Here is a 16,485-nt window from a genome sequence, read left to right as displayed (position 1 = left end):
ATCAGGTTTTGAAAAGTCACACAGGCATATGCAAAGTGACACGTAACAGATTGATTTCACAACAAGGTGACAGATCGCTTCGCCATGGCTTTCGTGTCAACCGGAGCGGAGCGTCCCCATGCTGCTGAACTTCGTGGAAGAACTGCGCGCGGCGGGGATCCCGGCCTCGCTCAAGGAGCATCTGGTCCTGCTCGAAGCGCTGGACCGCGAGGTGATCGAGCGGACGCCGGAGGCGTTCTACTACCTCAGCCGCGCCACTTTCGTGAAGGACGAGGGCCTGCTCGACCGGTTCGACCAGGTGTTCCAGAGGGTCTTCAAGGGCGTATTCAGCGATTACGGCCAGCAGCCGGTCGATATCCCGGAGGACTGGCTGAAGAAGGTGGCAGAGCGCTACTTCTCGGACGAGGAAATGGAGCAGATCAAGGCGCTCGGCTCCTGGGACGAGATCATGGAAACGCTCAAGAAGCGTCTGGAAGAACAGGAAAAACGCCACTCCGGCGGCAACAAGTGGATCGGCACCAACGGCACCTCGCCGTTCGGTCATGCCGGCTACAATCCGGAAGGCATCCGGATCGGCGGAGAAGGCAAACACGGCCGCGCGATCAAGGTCTGGGAAAAGCGCGAATTTGCCAATCTCGACAACACCCGCGAACTGGGCACGCGCAATATCAAGGTGGCGCTGCGCCGACTGCGACGGTTCGCGCGTGAGGGTGCAGTCGAGGAACTGGATCTCGACGCCACCATCTCCGGCACCGCGCGGCAGGGTTGGCTTGATATCCGCATGCGGCCCGAGCGGCACAATGCGGTGAAAGTGCTGCTGTTCCTCGATGTCGGTGGATCGATGGACCCGTACATCCAGCTGATGGAAGAGCTGTTCAGCGCCGCCAGCGCCGAGTTCAAGAACATGGAGTTCTTCTACTTCCACAACTGCCTCTACGAAGGCGTGTGGAAGGACAATCGCCGCCGCTGGTCGCAGCGCACGCCGACCTGGGATTTGCTCCACAAGTTCGGGCATGACTACAAGGTGATCTTCGTCGGTGATGCGGCGATGAGCCCTTACGAGGTCAGCCATCCGGGCGGCTCGGTGGAGCACATGAACGAGGAAGCCGGCGCGGTCTGGCTCCAGCGCGTGGCGCAGACTTATCCGGCCACTGTCTGGCTCAACCCCACGCCCGAGATCCAGTGGGGCTATTCCAGCTCCACGCGGATGATCCGCGATCTGATGGGCGGGGCGATGTTCCCGCTGACACTCGACGGGCTCGACGCGGCGATGCGGGAACTGACACGCAAGAAGGCGTGACGGGCTTGCCTACATCTGGCGACGGGAAGATGATGCAGCGGTAACCGGAAACGGGAGTGCGACGATGAAAGACATTGTACTAATTCTCGTCATCGGTGCCCTGACGATGGGCGCGACACCTTCAACAGGTGCAGGCAAGGCTCCGGCCGCCAAGGCTAAATGCGGCTATACCATTCAGCGCGCCAACGAGGCGGCGGGGCATGGCACGCCCCGTTCCAATGACGACAAGCCGAGAATGATCCGCGCGGTCGACACACGCCTGGCCGGTTGCCCGGTTCTCGTGCTCGCCGACGGCAAGATGATGGCGCCCCCGCCCGTTGCCGATGGGAAAGCGGCCTTGTCGCCCGCTCAGTAGAGCAGCAGGTCCGAGATCTCGGCCTTCCACGCGGCTTCGTCGGCACCGGCCGCCCCATCGAGATCCTCGGGAAGCGCTGCGGGATTATCCACCCACTCCCGCAGGCCGGGGCCGCCGTTGATGACGTCGATGGCAAGGCGCGTGAACTCGTACTCGTACGGGAAGTCGCGCCAGATCGGATAGTCCGGATAGAGGTTACGGATCGCCTTGAACGCCAGCGCCTGCAGTCGCCACGGGCGGAAGGCATGGTGATCGTAGAACTTGCCTTCGGCGTGGATCATCAAGCCGCTGCACAGGGTCTTGGCATGCTTGTGGAAGGTCGGCTCAAACCAGCATTCGCGCAGGGCGCAGCCTTCGAGCCATTCAGGCGCAAAACGCTGCATCTCGGCCAGAACCGCCTTGGCATCGATATCGGGCGCGCCAAACAGCACTTCCAGCGGGCGCGTGGTGCCGCGACCTTCCGAAAGCGTCGCGCCCTCGATCATCACTGTGCCGGCATAGGCGCGGGCCATGTTGAGATCGGCCGCGTTGGGGCTGGGATTGATCCAGATGCGGTCCTGCGGCCAGCCGAAGCCGGGGCCTTCGGGCTCCCAGCCTTCCATCGCGATCACGCGGTAATCGACATCGAGCTTGAAGTGACGGACGAACCAGTGACCCATCTCGCCCAGCGTCAGGCCATGCCGCATCGGCATCGGCCCCGCACCGACGAAGCTCTCCTGCCCAGGCAAAAGCGTCAGCCCCTCGACCGGGCGACCGGCGGGGTTGGGACGATCAAGCACCCAGACGCTCTTGCCCTGCTTCTCAGCCGCTTCCAGCAGATAGAGCAGCGTCGTCACGAAAGTGTAGATGCGGCAGCCGAGGTCCTGAAGGTCGAACAGGAACACATCGGCGCTGGCCATCATCGCCTCGCTCGGGCGGCGGACTTCGCCGTAAAGGCTGTAGATCGGAATGCCGTAAGCCGGATCCAGCTCGTCGGCGGTCTCGACCATGTTGTCCTGCTTGTCGCCCTTGAGCCCATGTTGGGGGCCGAAAGCGCTCGTCACGTTCACGCCCGCCGCGATCAGCGCGTCGAGCGAATGGACGAGATCCTCGGTCACCGAGGCGGGATGCGCAACAAGCGCCACGCGGCGCCCTTCGAGAGGCGCACGCAGTTCAGGATCCGCCAGCAGGCGGTCGATGCCGAATTTCACAGGGCCGAATTTCATGAACCGGTCGGTGCCGCAAGCTCGAGCGTGAAGCAAGACGGATCGTGGAAGTCGGGCTCGTCACCGCTGTGGGAAAGCGCCCAGTAGCTCTTAACGCCGCCCTCTTCCTCGATCACCGCCGTGAAACCGTAGTTCAGCGGCAGCGCGGGCAAGCCGGCAGCGGGAATGGCAGCGTCGAAGATCGCGATGTCCGAACCCTTGCGCATGGTGCAGTCGGGCTCGCGCGGCATCGATCGCTCGGCCATGCCTTCGCGGCGGCCGGTGAAGTCATAGACGTTCCACCGCTCGGACGGGGAAAGGTTGATCTCGACGTAGGACGGCCCGCCGGGCGGCTGAAGGAACAACTCAAAACAGGTGGTCTGCCAGAGACCTTCCGCCCGGCCCTTGCCCGCGAAAGCCGGCACCACCAGCTTGCCGGCGCCGAGAATACGCCAGCGCACGCGCAGCCAGCTCTCGTCGAAACCGATCACACGCGTTTCGATACTGCGGACAAGGACAGGAGGATGTGCCGGGTGGCAGGTCAGGTCGGCCATGCTGGCATCCGTAGAGGGCTGCCTGTCCGCCTGACAATCCGGATTCGGCCGGATGTCACCACGAAAGCGACCAACCGCTTTCGCTTGGCTGCTTCATCTTGAGCCTTTCGCATGCTAGGCGCCCGGCTCCCATTAACGAAAAGCACGGTCATGACTTACAAATCTTCCCTGCTCCGCGTCCTCGAAGAGCGCGGCTACATCCACCAGACGACGGATGCCGAGGGCCTCGACGCTCTCGCAGAGAAGCAGGTCGTGCCGGGCTATATCGGCTTCGACGCCACGGCGGCGTCGCTCCACATCGGCAGCCTCGTGCAGATCATGATGCTGCGCCGCCTCCAGCAGACCGGCCACAAGCCCATCGTGCTGATGGGCGGAGGCACCACGCGCATCGGCGATCCCACCGGTCGCGACGAGAGCCGCAAGATGCTGTCCGACGAGACGATCGAGACCAATATCAAGGGTATCTTCTCGATCTTTTCGCGCCTGCTGAAATTCGGCGACGGCCCCACCGATGCGGTGATGGTTAACAACCAGGACTGGCTGGGCCAGCTCGGCTACATTCAGCTGCTGCAAGAAGTGGGCACGCACTTCACGGTGAACCGGATGCTCTCGTTCGATTCGGTCAAGCTGCGCCTTGAGCGCGAGCAGCCGATGACCTTCCTCGAATTCAACTACATGATCCTGCAGGGCTACGACTTCCGTCACCTCTGCAAGGACAAGGACGTACGCTTGCAGATGGGTGGCTCCGACCAGTGGGGCAACATCATCAACGGCGTAGAACTGACCCGCCGCATGGACAGCAAGGAAGTCTTCGGCCTGACGACGCCGCTGCTCACCACGGCGGATGGCGCCAAGATGGGCAAGTCGGCCGCCGGCGCGGTCTGGCTCAACGAGGAAATGCTGCCGTCGTACGATTTCTGGCAGTACTGGCGTAATTCCGACGACCGCGACGTGGGCAAGTTCCTGCGCCTGTTCACCGACCTGCCGCTGGATGAGATCGCCCGCCTCGAAGCCCTCGAAGGCGCCGCGATCAACGATGCCAAGGTCGTGCTCGCCAATGAAGTGACCAAGCTGTGCCGCGGCGAGGATGCCGCCGTCGCTGCCGAAGCCACGGCCAAGGCGACATTCGCGGGCGGCGGCATGGGCGACGATCTGCCGACGCTGGACGTGACGGGCGAAGGCGTGCGGCTCGGCGCCGCGCTCACCGAACTGGGCTTCACCGCGTCTAATGGCGAGGCGAAGCGCAAGATCGGCGAAGGCGCCGTCCGTCTGGACGACGTCCTCATGAACGATCCGGGTTTCCTGATCGAAGTGGCTGCCGGGGAAACCCGCAAGCTCAGCCTCGGCAAGAAGAAGCACGCGATCCTGCGCAACGCTTGATCGCAGGTGAGGCACCGTTGAACCCGGCAGGACGGCAAAATTCTGCCGGGTTTACGGATTGTTTGCCATTTTGATGCACTGTGTCCCCTCACGGTCACAACCAGAGGCTAAATGGACATGAGTGCAGGAGCACAGCTCTCTGTAACCGACAAGCGGCGGGCGGCTCGCCACCCTGTCGATCACAAGCTGATTGCCGAGCATCGCCAGATGGGCGACGTTCATCTGCATATCATCAACCTTTCGGCTCAGGGCTTCATGTCCAAGGGCGAACTTCCCCTGGATCGCGGAGAGCGCCTCGTCATGCGCCTTCCGGTCATCGGCAGGATCGAAGCGCACATGATCTGGTCGCACGAGGGCCGTTCAGGCTTTCAGTTCGAGCGGATCATCCGCATCGACGATTTCCTGAAGCTGGTGGACACCGCCCAGCCCAACCCCCGACTGCGCCCGCGCCGCTGAGCGCCCGCCCTGTCGGGCACTCCTTCAAGCCATTGGCGAAGCACGAAGACGCCGCGTGGACTAGTTCCGCGCGGCGTCTTCGTGTGGCGTTCGCGCCGCATCGCAACATGAAATTTCCGTCATGTGCGATTGGCACTTGATATAGTATATCATCACCCTTAGCCAAGTCGCCATGACGACGCCTCAAGCCCGAATCGCCCTGCTGGCCTCCGCCGGCGCCCTGGCCACCGCAGCCTTGCTCGCCGTCCCCGGCACGGCATTCGCCGAGACGGCCGCCGCACCGGCTGCCGCTGACGACAGTTCGCATCCGCAGGAGAGCGGCCCTGAGATCATCGTTTCCGGACGCGTGATCTCGGGCAATGCTGATCCGATCAATGCACCGGTGGTGCTGACCGGAGACAGCCTGACCCGCGATCTGAAGCCTCAGATCGGCGAGATGCTGGCAAGCCTTCCCGGCGTTTCCAGCAGCGGCTTTGCGCCCGGCGTCTCGCGCCCGGTGCTGCGCGGCTTTGACGGTCCGCGCGTTCAGGTTCTGCTCGACGGTATCGGTTCGCTCGATGCCTCATCGGTCTCGGCCGACCACGCGGTTTCGCTCGACACGCTCAATATCGAACGCGTCGAAGTGCTCCACGGCCCGCGCGTTCTGCTCTATGCCAGCGATCCTTCGGGCGGCGTGGTGAATGCGGTGGACAAGCGAATCCCGCGTCAGGTTCCCGACAAGGCCTTCACCGTTGACGCACTCGGCTCCTACGGCACGGCGGCGAACATGGTGAACGGCGGGATTGCCGCCGACGTGCGCCTCGCCAGCCGCCTCGTTGCCCACCTGAACGCCTCGTACAACCACAGCGATGATCTCAACATCGGCGGCTATGTCCTTTCGCCCGAACTGCGCGCGCAGACTCTGACGCAGGCGAACGACCTTGCCGCCGCCGGCGATGCCGTGGGCGCCGCAACGCTGACCGCGCAGGCCAACAGCAAGGGCAAGCTCACCAACAGCGGCACCGAAGGCTGGACAGTGGGCGGCGGCCTCGCCTTCATCGACGATGGCGGCGACATCGGCGTTTCCGTGCAGCGCCTTGCCAATGACTACGGCATTCCGCCGCGCCCCTCGACCGACCCGGATTCGACCAGCATTTCCCTGCGCCAGACTCGCGTGGACTTGCGCGCAGGCCTCAACCTCACCGGCTTCCTCAAGCGCCTCGAAGTGCGCGGCGCCTACGGCGACTATGAGCACGCCGAAATCGAGGACGGCAACATCGGCACCCAGTTCAACAACAAGGCCGTCGAGGTCCGTCTTCAGGCCGATCAGGAAAAGCACGGGATCTGGAGCGGATCGAGCGGTGTTCAGTACTCCTCCTCGCGCCTCTCCATCAGCGGCGACGAATCGCTGCTGCCGGATAACAACACTGACCGTTTCGCGGTCTTCACGCTCCAACAGTTCGAAGTGGGCCACTTCGACCTCGAAGGCGCTCTGCGCTACGAAAACACGCAGATCCGCACGATACCGGACGGTGACCAGCGCAATTTCGATCAGTATGCGGCGGTCGGCGGCGTCGCCTGGCATGCGACTGATACGCTGACGTTCTCGGCCAACTTCTCACATGGCGAGCGCGCGCCATCGGCCGAGGAACTCTTCGTGGACGGCCTGCACGATGCCACCCAGTCCTACGAGCGCGGCGATCCGAACTTCACGGTCGAGCGCAGCAACGGCGTCGAGGCAGGCATGCGCTACAATGGCGGCGCGGTGGTCGGCTCGGTGACGCTCTACGGCATCAATTTCGATAACTTCATCACGGCCGTACCCACCGGCGAGATAATTCAGGACTTCCCGGTCTATCAGTATATCCAGGCCCCTGCCCGCTTCCGCGGCGTCGAGGCCGAGGGCGCCGTCACGTTCGCCCGCTGGGGCGACAATTCGCTGAAGGCCGATGCGGGCGTCGACTATACCCATGCCAAGCTGGTCGACATGGGGCCGGTCCCGCGCATTCCGCCGCTGCGCACCCGTGGCGGTCTGGAATTCGACTCGCCCGCAGTCACGTTGCGCAGCGAAGTCGAATGGAACGCCAAGCAGAGCCGCGTCACCGAGAACGAGAACCCGACGAGCGCCTTTACGCTGGTCAACCTCAGCGCGACCTGGCGCCCGCTGGGCGAGCATGGCCCGCTGTCCCTGATCCTCGCAGCCGACAATCTCTTCGATGTGACCGGCCGCCTTGCCGCTTCGGAAACGCGTGACTTCGTGCCCATCTCCGGGCGTGACGTGCGGCTCACCGCGCGGTTTACTTATTGACTGCAAACATAACCTTTCGAGAAAGATCGGCGGCATGACTTGGCAAGGCCGGGTCATGCTGCCATGCAGCCGGTCGTGAATACGCCCTCGTCTCCCCCGCATTCCACGGGCGCCGCCGCGCAGCCCACTTCGCCGCTTCGCATCGCCGATTATCGCAAGTTCTGGCTTGCCCGCTTCTTCGCGGTACTCGCCTCGACCGGTATGGTCGTCATCATCGGCTACCAGCTCTACGACGTTGCCCGCAGCGACTATGGCATGTCGATCACGCAGGCATCCTTCCAACTGGGCCTGCTGGGCTTCGCGCAGTTCCTGCCGATCTTCCTGCTGACCCCGGTCTCGGGCGTCATCGCCGACAGGTTCGACCGCCGCCGCGTGGCCGGTCTGGCGATAGCAGTCGACATTCTGGTAGCGATCGGTCTGGGCATCGCGACTACGCTTGAATGGCGCAGCCTGCCGGTGCTTTACATGTTCGCGGCAGTGCACGGAGCGGTGCGCGTATTCGTCGGCCCGTCGATGAGCGCAATCGCACCCAATATCGTTCCCGCCGAACTGATCCCCCGCGCCATCGGTTTCAACTCGATCGCCATGCAGGCCGGCACGATCATCGGACCGGCAGCCTTCGGCTTCCTTTTCGCGAGGCACCACGCGCTCCCTTACTGGATCGCGGCCGTCCTGATGGCGCTCTCGGCGATCAGCATCCTCGCCATCCGCAATCTTCCGCCGCTGGCGAAGGACGCGCGAAAGGCCCACCCGCTGCGCCAGATCGTCGATGGCTTCCATTTCATCTGGCATGAACGCTTCCTGCTCGGTTGTATCACGCTCGACCTTTTCGCGGTCCTGCTGGGCGGTGCCACCGCGCTGATGCCGGTCTTCGCGCGCGACATCCTGCATGTTGGACCGGAGGGCCTTGGCCAGATGCGCGCTGCAACGGCGGCCGGCGCGGCCGTGGTCGCCCTCTGGCTTTCGTTCCGCCCGCTGGCGAAGAACGTCGGCGTCAAGATGCTGCTCTCGGTCGCCGCCTATGGCGCCATGACAGTGGGCTTCGGCCTCTCGCGCAGCTTCCTGATCTCGCTGGGCTTCCTTGCCCTGCTCGGCGCTGCCGACATGATCTCTGTGTTCATCCGCAGTTCGCTCGTCCAGCTGCGCACGCCGGACGACAAGCGCGGCCGCGTCTCCGCCATCTCCGGCCTTGCCATCTCCGCCTCGAACGAGCTGGGCGAGATGCAGTCGGGCGTTGCCGCCGCACTGCTCGGCGCGACGGGGGCTGTTGTCTTCGGCGGCACCGCTGCCATAGTCATTACCGCAATCTGGGCTTGGGGTTTCCCTGAGATCCGCCGGGCCCGAACCTTCGCACCACGTTGGGAGCACCACTGATGAAGGCCGACAACATCCTCGCCACCATCGGCAATACGCCGCACATCCGCGTTTCGCGGCTGTTTCCCGACCATGAGGTCTGGATCAAGGCCGAGCGCGGCAATCCCGGCGGCTCGATCAAGGACCGCATCGCACTGGCCATGATCGAGGCTGCGGAGGCCGATGGCACGCTTTCGCCGGGTGGCACGATCATCGAGCCGACTTCGGGCAACACCGGCATCGGCCTTGCCATGGTGGCGGCGGTCAAGGGCTACAAGCTGGTCCTCGTCATGCCCGAATCGATGTCGATCGAGCGTCGCCGCCTGATGCTCGCCTATGGCGCCACCTTCGACCTGACGCCGCGCGAAAAGGGCATGAAGGGTGCTATCGAGCGCGCTAAGGAACTGATCGCGGAAACGCCCGGTTCGTGGATGCCGCAGCAGTTCGACAACCCGGCTAACGTCGCGGTTCACGCGGAAATCACCGCCCGCGAAATTCTCGCGGACTTTGCCGATACGCCCATCGATGCCCTGATCACCGGCGTCGGCACCGGCGGCCACATCACCGGCTGCGCCGAAACGCTAAAAGCGGTCTGGCCTTCGCTCAAGGCCTATGCGGTGGAGCCCACGCTGTCGCCGGTCATTTCCGGCGGCCAGCCCGGCCCCCATCCGATCCAGGGCATCGGCGCCGGGTTCATCCCCGGGAACCTTCACACCCAGGCGATCGACGGCGCGATTCAGGTCGATCCGGCCGATGCCAAGGAATGGGCTCGCCGTTGCGCGACCGAGGAAGGCATGCTGGTGGGTATCAGTTCGGGCGCAACGCTGGCCGCAATCGCGCAGAAGCTGCCGTCGCTTCCCACCGGTTCGCGCATTCTGGGCTTCAATTACGATACCGGCGAACGTTACCTCTCGGTACCCGACTTCCTTCCGGAGTGACCGAAATGGAGGCGATCACCTACAACCACGCGGGGCAGCCCCTTACCGGTTGGCTCGCTCGTCCGAAGGGTACGCCCCGCGCGGCTGTGATCGTCTTCCCGACTATCGCCAACTATGCCCCTCCGGTGGAACGCCGCGCGCGGATGCTGGCCGACCTTGGCTATCTCGCCATGGTTGCGGATTTCTACGGCGAGCCGGTGGAAAGTTTCGAAGCCTCGTTCCCGCTGGCCGAAAAGCTCCGCGCCAACGTCGATCACTATCGCGGCCGATTGGCGGCGGCGATAGCAACGCTGCGCCGGGTTCCGGACGCGGCCGACCTGCCGATGTTCGGTATCGGCTATTGCATGGGCGGGCAGGCCGTACTCGAAGCTGCACGAGACGGGCAGCACCTGCTGGCGGCGGTGAGCTTCCATGGCACACTCGCCACGGCCAAACCGGCCGAAGCGGGTGCGGTCAAACCGCGCATTCTCGTCTGTCACGGCGATGCCGATCCGCTGGTTCCACGCGAACAGGTTCTGGAATTCTGGGACGAGATGGATCGCGCCGGCGCAAACTGGCACTTCCATTCCTATTCCGGCGTCCGTCACGGCTTTACCGATCCGGGCAGCGACGCGCGTGGGATCGCGGCCATCGGCTACAATGCCAGCGCAGACCGCCAGAGCTGGGCCGCCATGATCAGCCTGTTCGACGAAATCCTCGGCTGAGGTACATTTTCAAGGCATAAAACCGTGGCCGCCATAAGCGGCGGCCACGATCGGTTCCCAAAGCTTAGCAGCCGTGAGACTTGGTGCCACCACCATCGTGGTGACCATTGTCGCCACCACCGTAATGATGATCGCTGTCGCCCCAACCATTGTGATGACCGTTATCACCGCCACCATTGTAATGGCCGTTACCGCCACCATTGTAGTGGCCATTGCCGCCACCATAATAGTGACCGTTATTGCCATCGTGGCGGCCATAGTTGTTGTCACTGGGCCGGTAGTCGTGATCGCGACCGCCGTTGTTCCCACTAAAGCCACGGCCGGAGTCGCCCCTGCCGAAATAGCTGGCCAGCTTGAACTTCTGGTAGTTTAGCGTGGAACTGGCAGGTCTTTGATCCGCCAGCGCAGCGGTTGGAATGCCGGCCAGCAGGCCAGCAATCGCCGCAACGACTGTCACTCGTCGGTTCATGACATTTCCCTTCCTTCTTGCGCCCCGTAAAAGCCTCTCGGCTTCCCTCCATCATGCCCGCGACGGAAAAGCCTCGGCGTCCCCGTCGAAGGCATGCCCTACCCGTTGACCGGTGACGGGGCAGGACACCGGCATGGAGCAGCCACATATTTTCTTTGCTTCATCGTAGGACAGCGGATTTCTCACGAGAAATCAGTGCTGTCGTCCGCAGCTTTGCCTTCCGCGATGCAGCATACGAGCCGCTTGCGGCGATATGTCCGCCTGATGGGTTAAGCCGAAATTGCCACCGTCAGGTCCGAAAGAGGGGATTTTGAACACAAGTAAGGAAAGTTATTGTTTTTAAGAGATTATAGCCCCACCTGCCAGCCTTCACGCGATGTGGGGGCTGTAAGGCAACTGTCAGCTTTCGAATGATTCGAGGTCATTACCCGCGAGTCGCCGATAGAAACAGCTGCGAGCGCCCGTGTGACAGGCGGGGCCTTCCGGCCGAACAAGGAGTTCCAGTGCGTCCTGATCGCAATCGACTCGAATCTCTTCGACTCTGAGGAAATGCCCGGAAGTCTCCCCCTTCAGCCAGAGGCTTCCGCGTGAGCGTGAATGGAAGTGCGCAAGCCCCGTCTCGCGCGTCTTGGCCAGTGCCTCGGCATCCATGTAGGCAACCATCAGGATCTCCCGCGTTTGCGAATCCACCGCGATCGCCACCAGCAGTCCATGTGCATCGAACTTAGGGAGAAATTCGCTGCCCAGCTCGCGTTCTGCCTTGGTGATCTCACGCATTTTCGGAAAATTCCCTCTGCTCTCGCACCGGCCTGCCGATGTTGCAGGATAACCACAGCCGATGACCAAAATCCCCGTAACGCCCTCATGCCTCTTTTCAACCCCCGGCTTTGCGTGGATTGTGGCCTTGCAGCTGGGGGGCTGCTTCCGACCACAGGTCGCTGACTGGTAACAAAAGCCTCAGGCAAAGTTACCGAGAACAGGCGCCACGGTTCAGGGAAATGTCGACCTTCCGGTCGGCGAAAGAATGAGGGATCGGACTAGGCGGCCTGCAGGGGGGCCGCCGAACCGCTCAGCGGAGTCCAAGAGTTTCGTCACGAGACGCCCGGAACCTTCGGTTCCGGGCGTTTTCGTATCTGGCTCACACGATATCCAGCGCCTCATCGAGGACGCGCGCGAAACAGGCGATCAGAACTTCTTTGGCACCGGCACGCTTGAGCGCCGACACGCAGGCCTGGCTGGTGGCGCCGCTGGTCAGCACATCGTCCACCAATACGATGCGAGCGCCCTTGATCCGCGCGCGCCGTCGCGGGGAGACGCCGATGGCTCCCGAGAGTACCCGTTGTCGCGCCTTGCCGCCCAATCCGCCCAGCGACGGCGTGGCCTTGCGCCGCTCCAGCATGTCCACTTCGAGTCGCGCGCCTCTCAGGCGGGCGATCACGCGCGCGAGTTCGGCTGCCTGATTGTAACCCCGGTGCCAAATGCGCCAGCGATGCAGCGGCACCGGCACGACCAGCCACTCTTCGCCGACCTGCGGCACACGTGCTGCCATGAAAGCACCGAGCATGTCTGCAAGTGCCAGACGATTGCCGTGCTTGAGCGCGAGAACGAGCTTGCGCGAGGCATCGTTATACAGCGTGGCAGCAGCGATCCCGTCGTGACGAGGCGGCTCCGCGAGGCAAGGCGCGCAGACTGATCCATCCGGAATGTCTCTCGGGAAGGGCCGCGCGCAGGACGCACACGAAGGGTCGCCCGGGATGGCCAGACTGCTCCAGCAATCCGGGCACAGCCCGTTCTGTGCAGCAAGCGAGGCCCCGCAAAGCGGACAACGCGGCGGGAAGATGAGGTCCAGTACAGGTGTGAAGGCGGCGGCGATCTTCATCTCGCCAAGCCTAGGCAGCCGATGTGCAAGCTCAAGCTACAAGCTGTTCATCGCCACGCGCCTCGCATGGTTGATCGGCACGGTTGCGCAAGCCGTCAGGACGCGGCAGGGAACGCGGGATGGCTGAAACCGCTCCCCCTGCGTCCCCCCCCCGCATCTTTGCCCCTTCCCGCCGCATCGCCGCGCGACGCCGCGCGCTGGCTCTCCAACGATTGCCGGATGCTCCGCGCTATCTGCTTGAGGATATGATCGAGGACGTGGAAGAACGCCTCTCGTTCCTCCGCTTCGAGCCCAAACGCGCGCTGATCGTGGGTGACTGGACGGGAACGCTGGCCCGTTCACTGGCTGCTCGCAGTGTCGAAGTTGTCGAAGCTGAACCCGCGATGGGCTTCGACGAGGAAGCGCCCTACCCTTTCGATGGCTTCGACCTCATCGTCAGCCTCGGCACGCTGGACACGGTCAACGACTTGCCCGGCGCGCTTATCCACGCCCGTCGCGCGCTGGCACAGGGCGGCATGCTGATCGCCAGCTTCCTGTCGCTCGGAAGCCTGCCCCGGCTGCGCGAGATCATGATGGCCGCCGATGCTGAGCGCCCTGCCGCGCGCATTCATCCGATGGTGGACGTGCGCGCGGGCGGGCAACTGCTCCAGCGTACGCTCTTCGCGGATCCCGTGATCGACCAGCGTCCGCTTCAAGTTTCCTTCCGCAGTCTCGAACGCCTCGTTGGCGATCTGCGGGCACAAGGTCACGGCAGTCTGTTGGCAGACCCTGGCCCGCCACTTGGCAAGGCCGCGCTCGAACGTGCCCGGAGGGCTTTCGCCGAAGCCGGGACGGACGGGCGAACCGTGGAACGCTTCGAAATCCTCACCCTCTCGGGCTGGAAGAAATAAGAAAAAGGCCGGGGGATCACCCCGGCCTTTTCATTTTCAGGCCAGCGCGGCCTGAGCCGCCGCCAGTCGCGCGATCGGCACGCGATACGGCGAGGCGCTGACGTAATCGAGGCCGACCTTCTCGCAGAACGCGATCGATGCCGGATCGCCGCCATGCTCACCGCAGATGCCGAGCTTGAGATCGGCATAAGTTGCGCGGCCACGTTCGGCACCCAACTGCACGAGCTGGCCGACGCCTTCGATATCGAGGCTGACGAATGGATCGCGCGGATAGATGCCCTTTTCGACATAGGGGCTGAGGAAGCGCGCAGCATCGTCGCGCGAAACACCCAGCGTGGTCTGCGTCAGGTCGTTGGTGCCGAACGAGAAGAACTTGGCCTCCTCGGCGATCTCACCCGCCATCAGCGCGGCACGCGGCAGTTCGATCATCGTGCCGACCATGTAGTCGAGCGTCCGGCCCTTCTCGGCGAAGACCTTGGCAGCGGTTTCATCCACCGCCTTCTTGAGGATCTGCAGTTCGCGCTTGGTGGCGACGAGCGGGATCATCACTTCCGGCACGATCGCCTCGCCCGAAGCGGCTGCGACTTCGCAGGCGGCCTCGAAGATGGCGCGGGCTTGCATCTCGTAGATCTCTGGGAAGGTGATGCCCAGGCGGCAGCCGCGATGGCCGAGCATCGGGTTGAACTCGTGGAGTTCGTCGGCCCGGCGCTTCAGCGTGTCGACGCCGATGCCGATCGTTTCCGAAAGTTCTGCAAACTCGGCATCGCCGTGCGGCAGGAACTCGTGGAGCGGCGGATCGAGCAGGCGGATGGTGACCGGCAGGCCGGCCATCACCTCGAAGATCGCGATGAAGTCCGCACGCTGTTCCGGCAGCAGCTTTTCCAGCGCGGCGCGGCGGCCGGCTTCGTCTTCGGCCAGGATCATCTGGCGCACGGCCGAGATGCGGCCGGCATCGAAGAACATGTGCTCGGTGCGGCAGAGGCCGATGCCTTCGGCGCCGAACTGGCGGGCCATCTTGCAGTCGGCCGGAGTCTCGGCGTTGGTGCGCACCTTCATGCGGCGGTGCTTGTCGGCCCAGACCATCAGTGTGGCGAAATCGCCGGCCAGTTCCGGCTCGATGGTCGGCACTTCGCCGGCCATGATGTCACCGGTCGCGCCGTCGAGTGTGATGATATCGCCTTCCTTCAGCTCACGGTTGCCCATGCGCAAGGTGCGGGTCTTCATGTCGATCGACAGGCCCGAAGCGCCCGAGACGCAGGGACGGCCCATGCCGCGCGCCACGACCGCCGCGTGGCTGGTCATGCCGCCGCGCGCCGTAAGGATGCCCTTCGCGGCGTGCATGCCGTGAATGTCCTCAGGGCTGGTCTCGACGCGAACGAGCACCACGGCCTCGCCCATTTCAGCACGCTTTTCGGCGGTATCGGCATCGAGCACGATCGCGCCCGAAGCCGCGCCAGGCGATGCGGGCAGGCCCTTGCCGAGAATGTCGCGGGCGGCCTTGGGATCGAGCGTGGGGTGCAGAAGCTGGTCCAGTGCCATCGGATCGACGCGCTTGATCGCGGTTGCCTCGTCGATCAGGCCTTCGTCCACCATGTCGACTGCCATCTTGAGCGCGGCCTTGGCGGTGCGCTTGCCCGAACGGGTCTGCAGCATCCACAGCTTGTTGCGCTCGACGGTGAACTCGATGTCCTGCATGTCGCGGTAGTGCTTTTCGAGAAGCTCGAACACCGCGGCAAGCTCGGTGTACGCGCCCGACATCGCCTCTTCCATCGACAGCGGCTTGGCCCCGGCACGCTCACGCGCGGCCTTGGTCAGGTACTGCGGAGTGCGGATGCCGGCGACGACGTCCTCGCCCTGCGCATTGACCAGCCATTCGCCGTAATAGGCCTTTTCGCCGGTCGCCGGGTCGCGGGTGAAGGCAACGCCGGTGGCCGAGGTATCGCCCATGTTGCCAAAGACCATGGCCTGCACGTTGACGGCCGTGCCCCAGTCACCCGGGATGTCGTTCAGGCGGCGATAGACCTTGGCGCGGTCAGAATCCCAGGAATCGAACACTGCCTGGATCGCGCCCCAGAGCTGTTCATGCACGTCCTGCGGGAACGGGCGGCCGAGTTCTTCCTCGACGATGCCCTTGTATTCCTTGACGATGGCCTTCCAGTTCGACGCCGTCATCTCGACGTCGTTCATGTAGCCGTTGTCTTCCTTGGCGATCTCCAGCGCTTCCTCGAAGCGGCCGTGATCGAGGCCAAGGACAACGTCCGAATACATCTGGACGAAGCGGCGATAGCTGTCCCAGGCGAAACGCTCGTCACCCGAGGTCTGCGTGAGGCCCTCTACGGTGGCGTCGTTGAGGCCCAGGTTGAGAACGGTGTCCATCATGCCCGGCATCGAAACGCGCGCGCCCGAACGGACCGAAACCAGCAGCGGATCGGCGGCATCGCCGAAGTTCTTGCCCACGGTCTTTTCGATATGCGTCAGCGCTTCGGCAACGTCGGCGCGCAGCTCGGCCGAGAAGTCACCGCCTTCGGCAAGGTATTTCACGCACTCTTCAGTGGTAATGGTAAAACCGGGAGGAACCGGCAGGCCGATTCCGGCCATTTCGGCAAGATTGGCACCCTTGCCGCCGACTACGACCTTGTCGCGCGCGCGTGCGTCTTCATTCTTGACGCCGCCGCCGAACGTGTAGACCTGCCTGCTCATCTATCCCCTGACTTTCCTGTCCTGGTTGATAAAACT

General features: G+C 63.7%; 15 protein-coding genes. 9 read left to right on the top strand and 6 right to left on the bottom strand.

The window, feature by feature from the left end; translation table 11 throughout:
* The first annotated feature begins 118 nt into the window (after positions 1-118).
* Together EDF56_RS03540 and EDF56_RS03535 are read left to right on the top strand one after the other, a co-directional pair.
* Positions 119-1,300 (top strand): VWA domain-containing protein, encoded by a 1,182-nt coding sequence (locus EDF56_RS03540; RefSeq protein WP_132385323.1) that lies wholly within the window; start codon positions 119-121, stop codon positions 1,298-1,300.
* 64 nt (positions 1,301-1,364) lie between these two features.
* Positions 1,365-1,655, top strand: coding sequence for a hypothetical protein (locus EDF56_RS03535; protein ID WP_132385322.1), 291 nt, complete (start codon positions 1,365-1,367; stop codon positions 1,653-1,655).
* Here EDF56_RS03535 and EDF56_RS03530 read toward each other — a convergent pair.
* Together EDF56_RS03530 and EDF56_RS03525 are read right to left on the bottom strand one after the other, a co-directional pair.
* Positions 1,649-2,845: a DUF1343 domain-containing protein gene (locus EDF56_RS03530; protein ID WP_132385768.1), complete on the bottom strand. Its 1,197-nt coding sequence runs from the start codon at positions 2,843-2,845 to the stop codon at positions 1,649-1,651. The genes EDF56_RS03535 and EDF56_RS03530 overlap by 7 nt on opposite strands.
* A gap of 11 nt (positions 2,846-2,856) precedes the next feature.
* Positions 2,857-3,393 carry a DOMON-like domain-containing protein gene (locus tag EDF56_RS03525; protein WP_132385321.1) on the bottom strand — a complete coding sequence of 179 codons (537 nt, stop codon included), beginning with the start codon at positions 3,391-3,393 and terminating at the stop codon, positions 2,857-2,859.
* A 150-nt stretch (positions 3,394-3,543) separates the two neighbouring features.
* Here EDF56_RS03525 and tyrS point away from each other — a divergent pair, with 150 nt between their 5' ends.
* The 6 genes from tyrS to EDF56_RS03495 all read left to right on the top strand — a co-directional run bounded on the left by tyrS (position 3,544) and on the right by EDF56_RS03495 (position 10,511).
* On the top strand, positions 3,544-4,773 hold the full coding sequence (gene tyrS, locus EDF56_RS03520; RefSeq protein WP_132385320.1) for a tyrosine--tRNA ligase: 1,230 nt from the start codon (positions 3,544-3,546) through the stop codon (positions 4,771-4,773).
* Between the two features lie 117 nt (positions 4,774-4,890).
* The gene (locus tag EDF56_RS03515) at positions 4,891-5,229 is read left to right on the top strand and encodes a PilZ domain-containing protein (RefSeq protein ID WP_132385319.1); all 339 of its coding nucleotides are present in this window, start codon (positions 4,891-4,893) and stop codon (positions 5,227-5,229) included.
* A 172-nt stretch (positions 5,230-5,401) separates the two neighbouring features.
* Complete coding sequence (locus EDF56_RS03510) at positions 5,402-7,516, top strand: TonB-dependent receptor (RefSeq protein ID WP_132385318.1); 2,115 nt, start codon at positions 5,402-5,404, stop codon at positions 7,514-7,516.
* Positions 7,517-7,579: 63 nt separating this feature from the next.
* Positions 7,580-8,890 (top strand): MFS transporter, encoded by a 1,311-nt coding sequence (locus tag EDF56_RS03505; protein WP_132385317.1) that lies wholly within the window; start codon positions 7,580-7,582, stop codon positions 8,888-8,890.
* Positions 8,890-9,807, top strand: coding sequence for a cysteine synthase A (cysK, locus tag EDF56_RS03500; RefSeq protein ID WP_132385316.1), 918 nt, complete (start codon positions 8,890-8,892; stop codon positions 9,805-9,807). The genes EDF56_RS03505 and cysK overlap by 1 nt, the downstream gene beginning before the upstream one ends.
* Before the next feature lie 5 nt (positions 9,808-9,812).
* Positions 9,813-10,511 carry a dienelactone hydrolase family protein gene (locus tag EDF56_RS03495; protein ID WP_207904610.1) on the top strand — a complete coding sequence of 233 codons (699 nt, stop codon included), beginning with the start codon at positions 9,813-9,815 and terminating at the stop codon, positions 10,509-10,511.
* 64 nt (positions 10,512-10,575) lie between these two features.
* Here EDF56_RS03495 and EDF56_RS03490 read toward each other — a convergent pair whose 3' ends face one another.
* The 3 genes from EDF56_RS03490 to EDF56_RS03480 all read right to left on the bottom strand — a co-directional run bounded on the left by EDF56_RS03490 (position 10,576) and on the right by EDF56_RS03480 (position 12,859).
* The gene (locus EDF56_RS03490; protein WP_132385314.1) at positions 10,576-10,980 is read right to left on the bottom strand and encodes a hypothetical protein; all 405 of its coding nucleotides are present in this window, start codon (positions 10,978-10,980) and stop codon (positions 10,576-10,578) included.
* Positions 10,981-11,379: 399 nt separating this feature from the next.
* Positions 11,380-11,757, bottom strand: a complete 378-nt coding sequence (gene hisI / locus EDF56_RS03485; RefSeq protein WP_132385313.1) for a phosphoribosyl-AMP cyclohydrolase — start codon at positions 11,755-11,757, stop codon at positions 11,380-11,382.
* 361 nt (positions 11,758-12,118) lie between these two features.
* The gene (locus tag EDF56_RS03480) at positions 12,119-12,859 is read right to left on the bottom strand and encodes a ComF family protein (protein ID WP_132385312.1); all 741 of its coding nucleotides are present in this window, start codon (positions 12,857-12,859) and stop codon (positions 12,119-12,121) included.
* A 119-nt stretch (positions 12,860-12,978) separates the two neighbouring features.
* Between EDF56_RS03480 and EDF56_RS03475 the strand changes: the two genes are divergently transcribed.
* Entirely contained in the window at positions 12,979-13,749 is a 771-nt protein-coding gene (locus tag EDF56_RS03475) for a methyltransferase domain-containing protein (protein WP_132385311.1), read from the top strand.
* Positions 13,750-13,785: 36 nt separating this feature from the next.
* Here EDF56_RS03475 and ppdK read toward each other — a convergent pair whose 3' ends face one another.
* Positions 13,786-16,449: a pyruvate, phosphate dikinase gene (gene ppdK / locus EDF56_RS03470; RefSeq protein ID WP_132385310.1), complete on the bottom strand. Its 2,664-nt coding sequence runs from the start codon at positions 16,447-16,449 to the stop codon at positions 13,786-13,788.
* Between the last annotated feature and the right edge of the window lie 36 nt (positions 16,450-16,485).

This window comes from Novosphingobium sp. PhB165 (assembly GCF_004341845.1).
In the GTDB taxonomy this organism is placed as follows: Bacteria; Pseudomonadota; Alphaproteobacteria; order Sphingomonadales; family Sphingomonadaceae; genus Novosphingobium.
The sequence above is the reverse complement of the archived record's forward strand: the minus strand, read 5'-3'. Positions and strand labels throughout refer to the sequence as shown.

Excerpts from the sequence above, each read along its gene's own strand:
- EDF56_RS03480 (WP_132385312.1), bottom strand. The coding sequence starts at position 12,859 with ATGAAGATCGCCGCCGCCTTCACACCTGTACTGGACCTCATCTTCCCG.
- EDF56_RS03540 (WP_132385323.1), top strand. The coding sequence starts at position 119 with ATGCTGCTGAACTTCGTGGAAGAACTGCGCGCGGCGGGGATCCCGGCC.
- hisI (WP_132385313.1), bottom strand. The coding sequence starts at position 11,757 with ATGCGTGAGATCACCAAGGCAGAACGCGAGCTGGGCAGCGAATTTCTC.
- EDF56_RS03535 (WP_132385322.1), top strand. The coding sequence starts at position 1,365 with ATGAAAGACATTGTACTAATTCTCGTCATCGGTGCCCTGACGATGGGC.
- cysK (WP_132385316.1), top strand. The coding sequence starts at position 8,890 with ATGAAGGCCGACAACATCCTCGCCACCATCGGCAATACGCCGCACATC.
- EDF56_RS03475 (WP_132385311.1), top strand. The coding sequence starts at position 12,979 with ATGGCTGAAACCGCTCCCCCTGCGTCCCCCCCCCGCATCTTTGCCCCT.
- tyrS (WP_132385320.1), top strand. The coding sequence starts at position 3,544 with ATGACTTACAAATCTTCCCTGCTCCGCGTCCTCGAAGAGCGCGGCTAC.
- EDF56_RS03525 (WP_132385321.1), bottom strand. The coding sequence starts at position 3,393 with ATGGCCGACCTGACCTGCCACCCGGCACATCCTCCTGTCCTTGTCCGC.
- EDF56_RS03495 (WP_207904610.1), top strand. The coding sequence starts at position 9,813 with ATGGAGGCGATCACCTACAACCACGCGGGGCAGCCCCTTACCGGTTGG.
- EDF56_RS03505 (WP_132385317.1), top strand. The coding sequence starts at position 7,580 with ATGCAGCCGGTCGTGAATACGCCCTCGTCTCCCCCGCATTCCACGGGC.
- EDF56_RS03490 (WP_132385314.1), bottom strand. The coding sequence starts at position 10,980 with ATGAACCGACGAGTGACAGTCGTTGCGGCGATTGCTGGCCTGCTGGCC.
- ppdK (WP_132385310.1), bottom strand. The coding sequence starts at position 16,449 with ATGAGCAGGCAGGTCTACACGTTCGGCGGCGGCGTCAAGAATGAAGAC.
- EDF56_RS03515 (WP_132385319.1), top strand. The coding sequence starts at position 4,891 with ATGAGTGCAGGAGCACAGCTCTCTGTAACCGACAAGCGGCGGGCGGCT.
- EDF56_RS03510 (WP_132385318.1), top strand. The coding sequence starts at position 5,402 with ATGACGACGCCTCAAGCCCGAATCGCCCTGCTGGCCTCCGCCGGCGCC.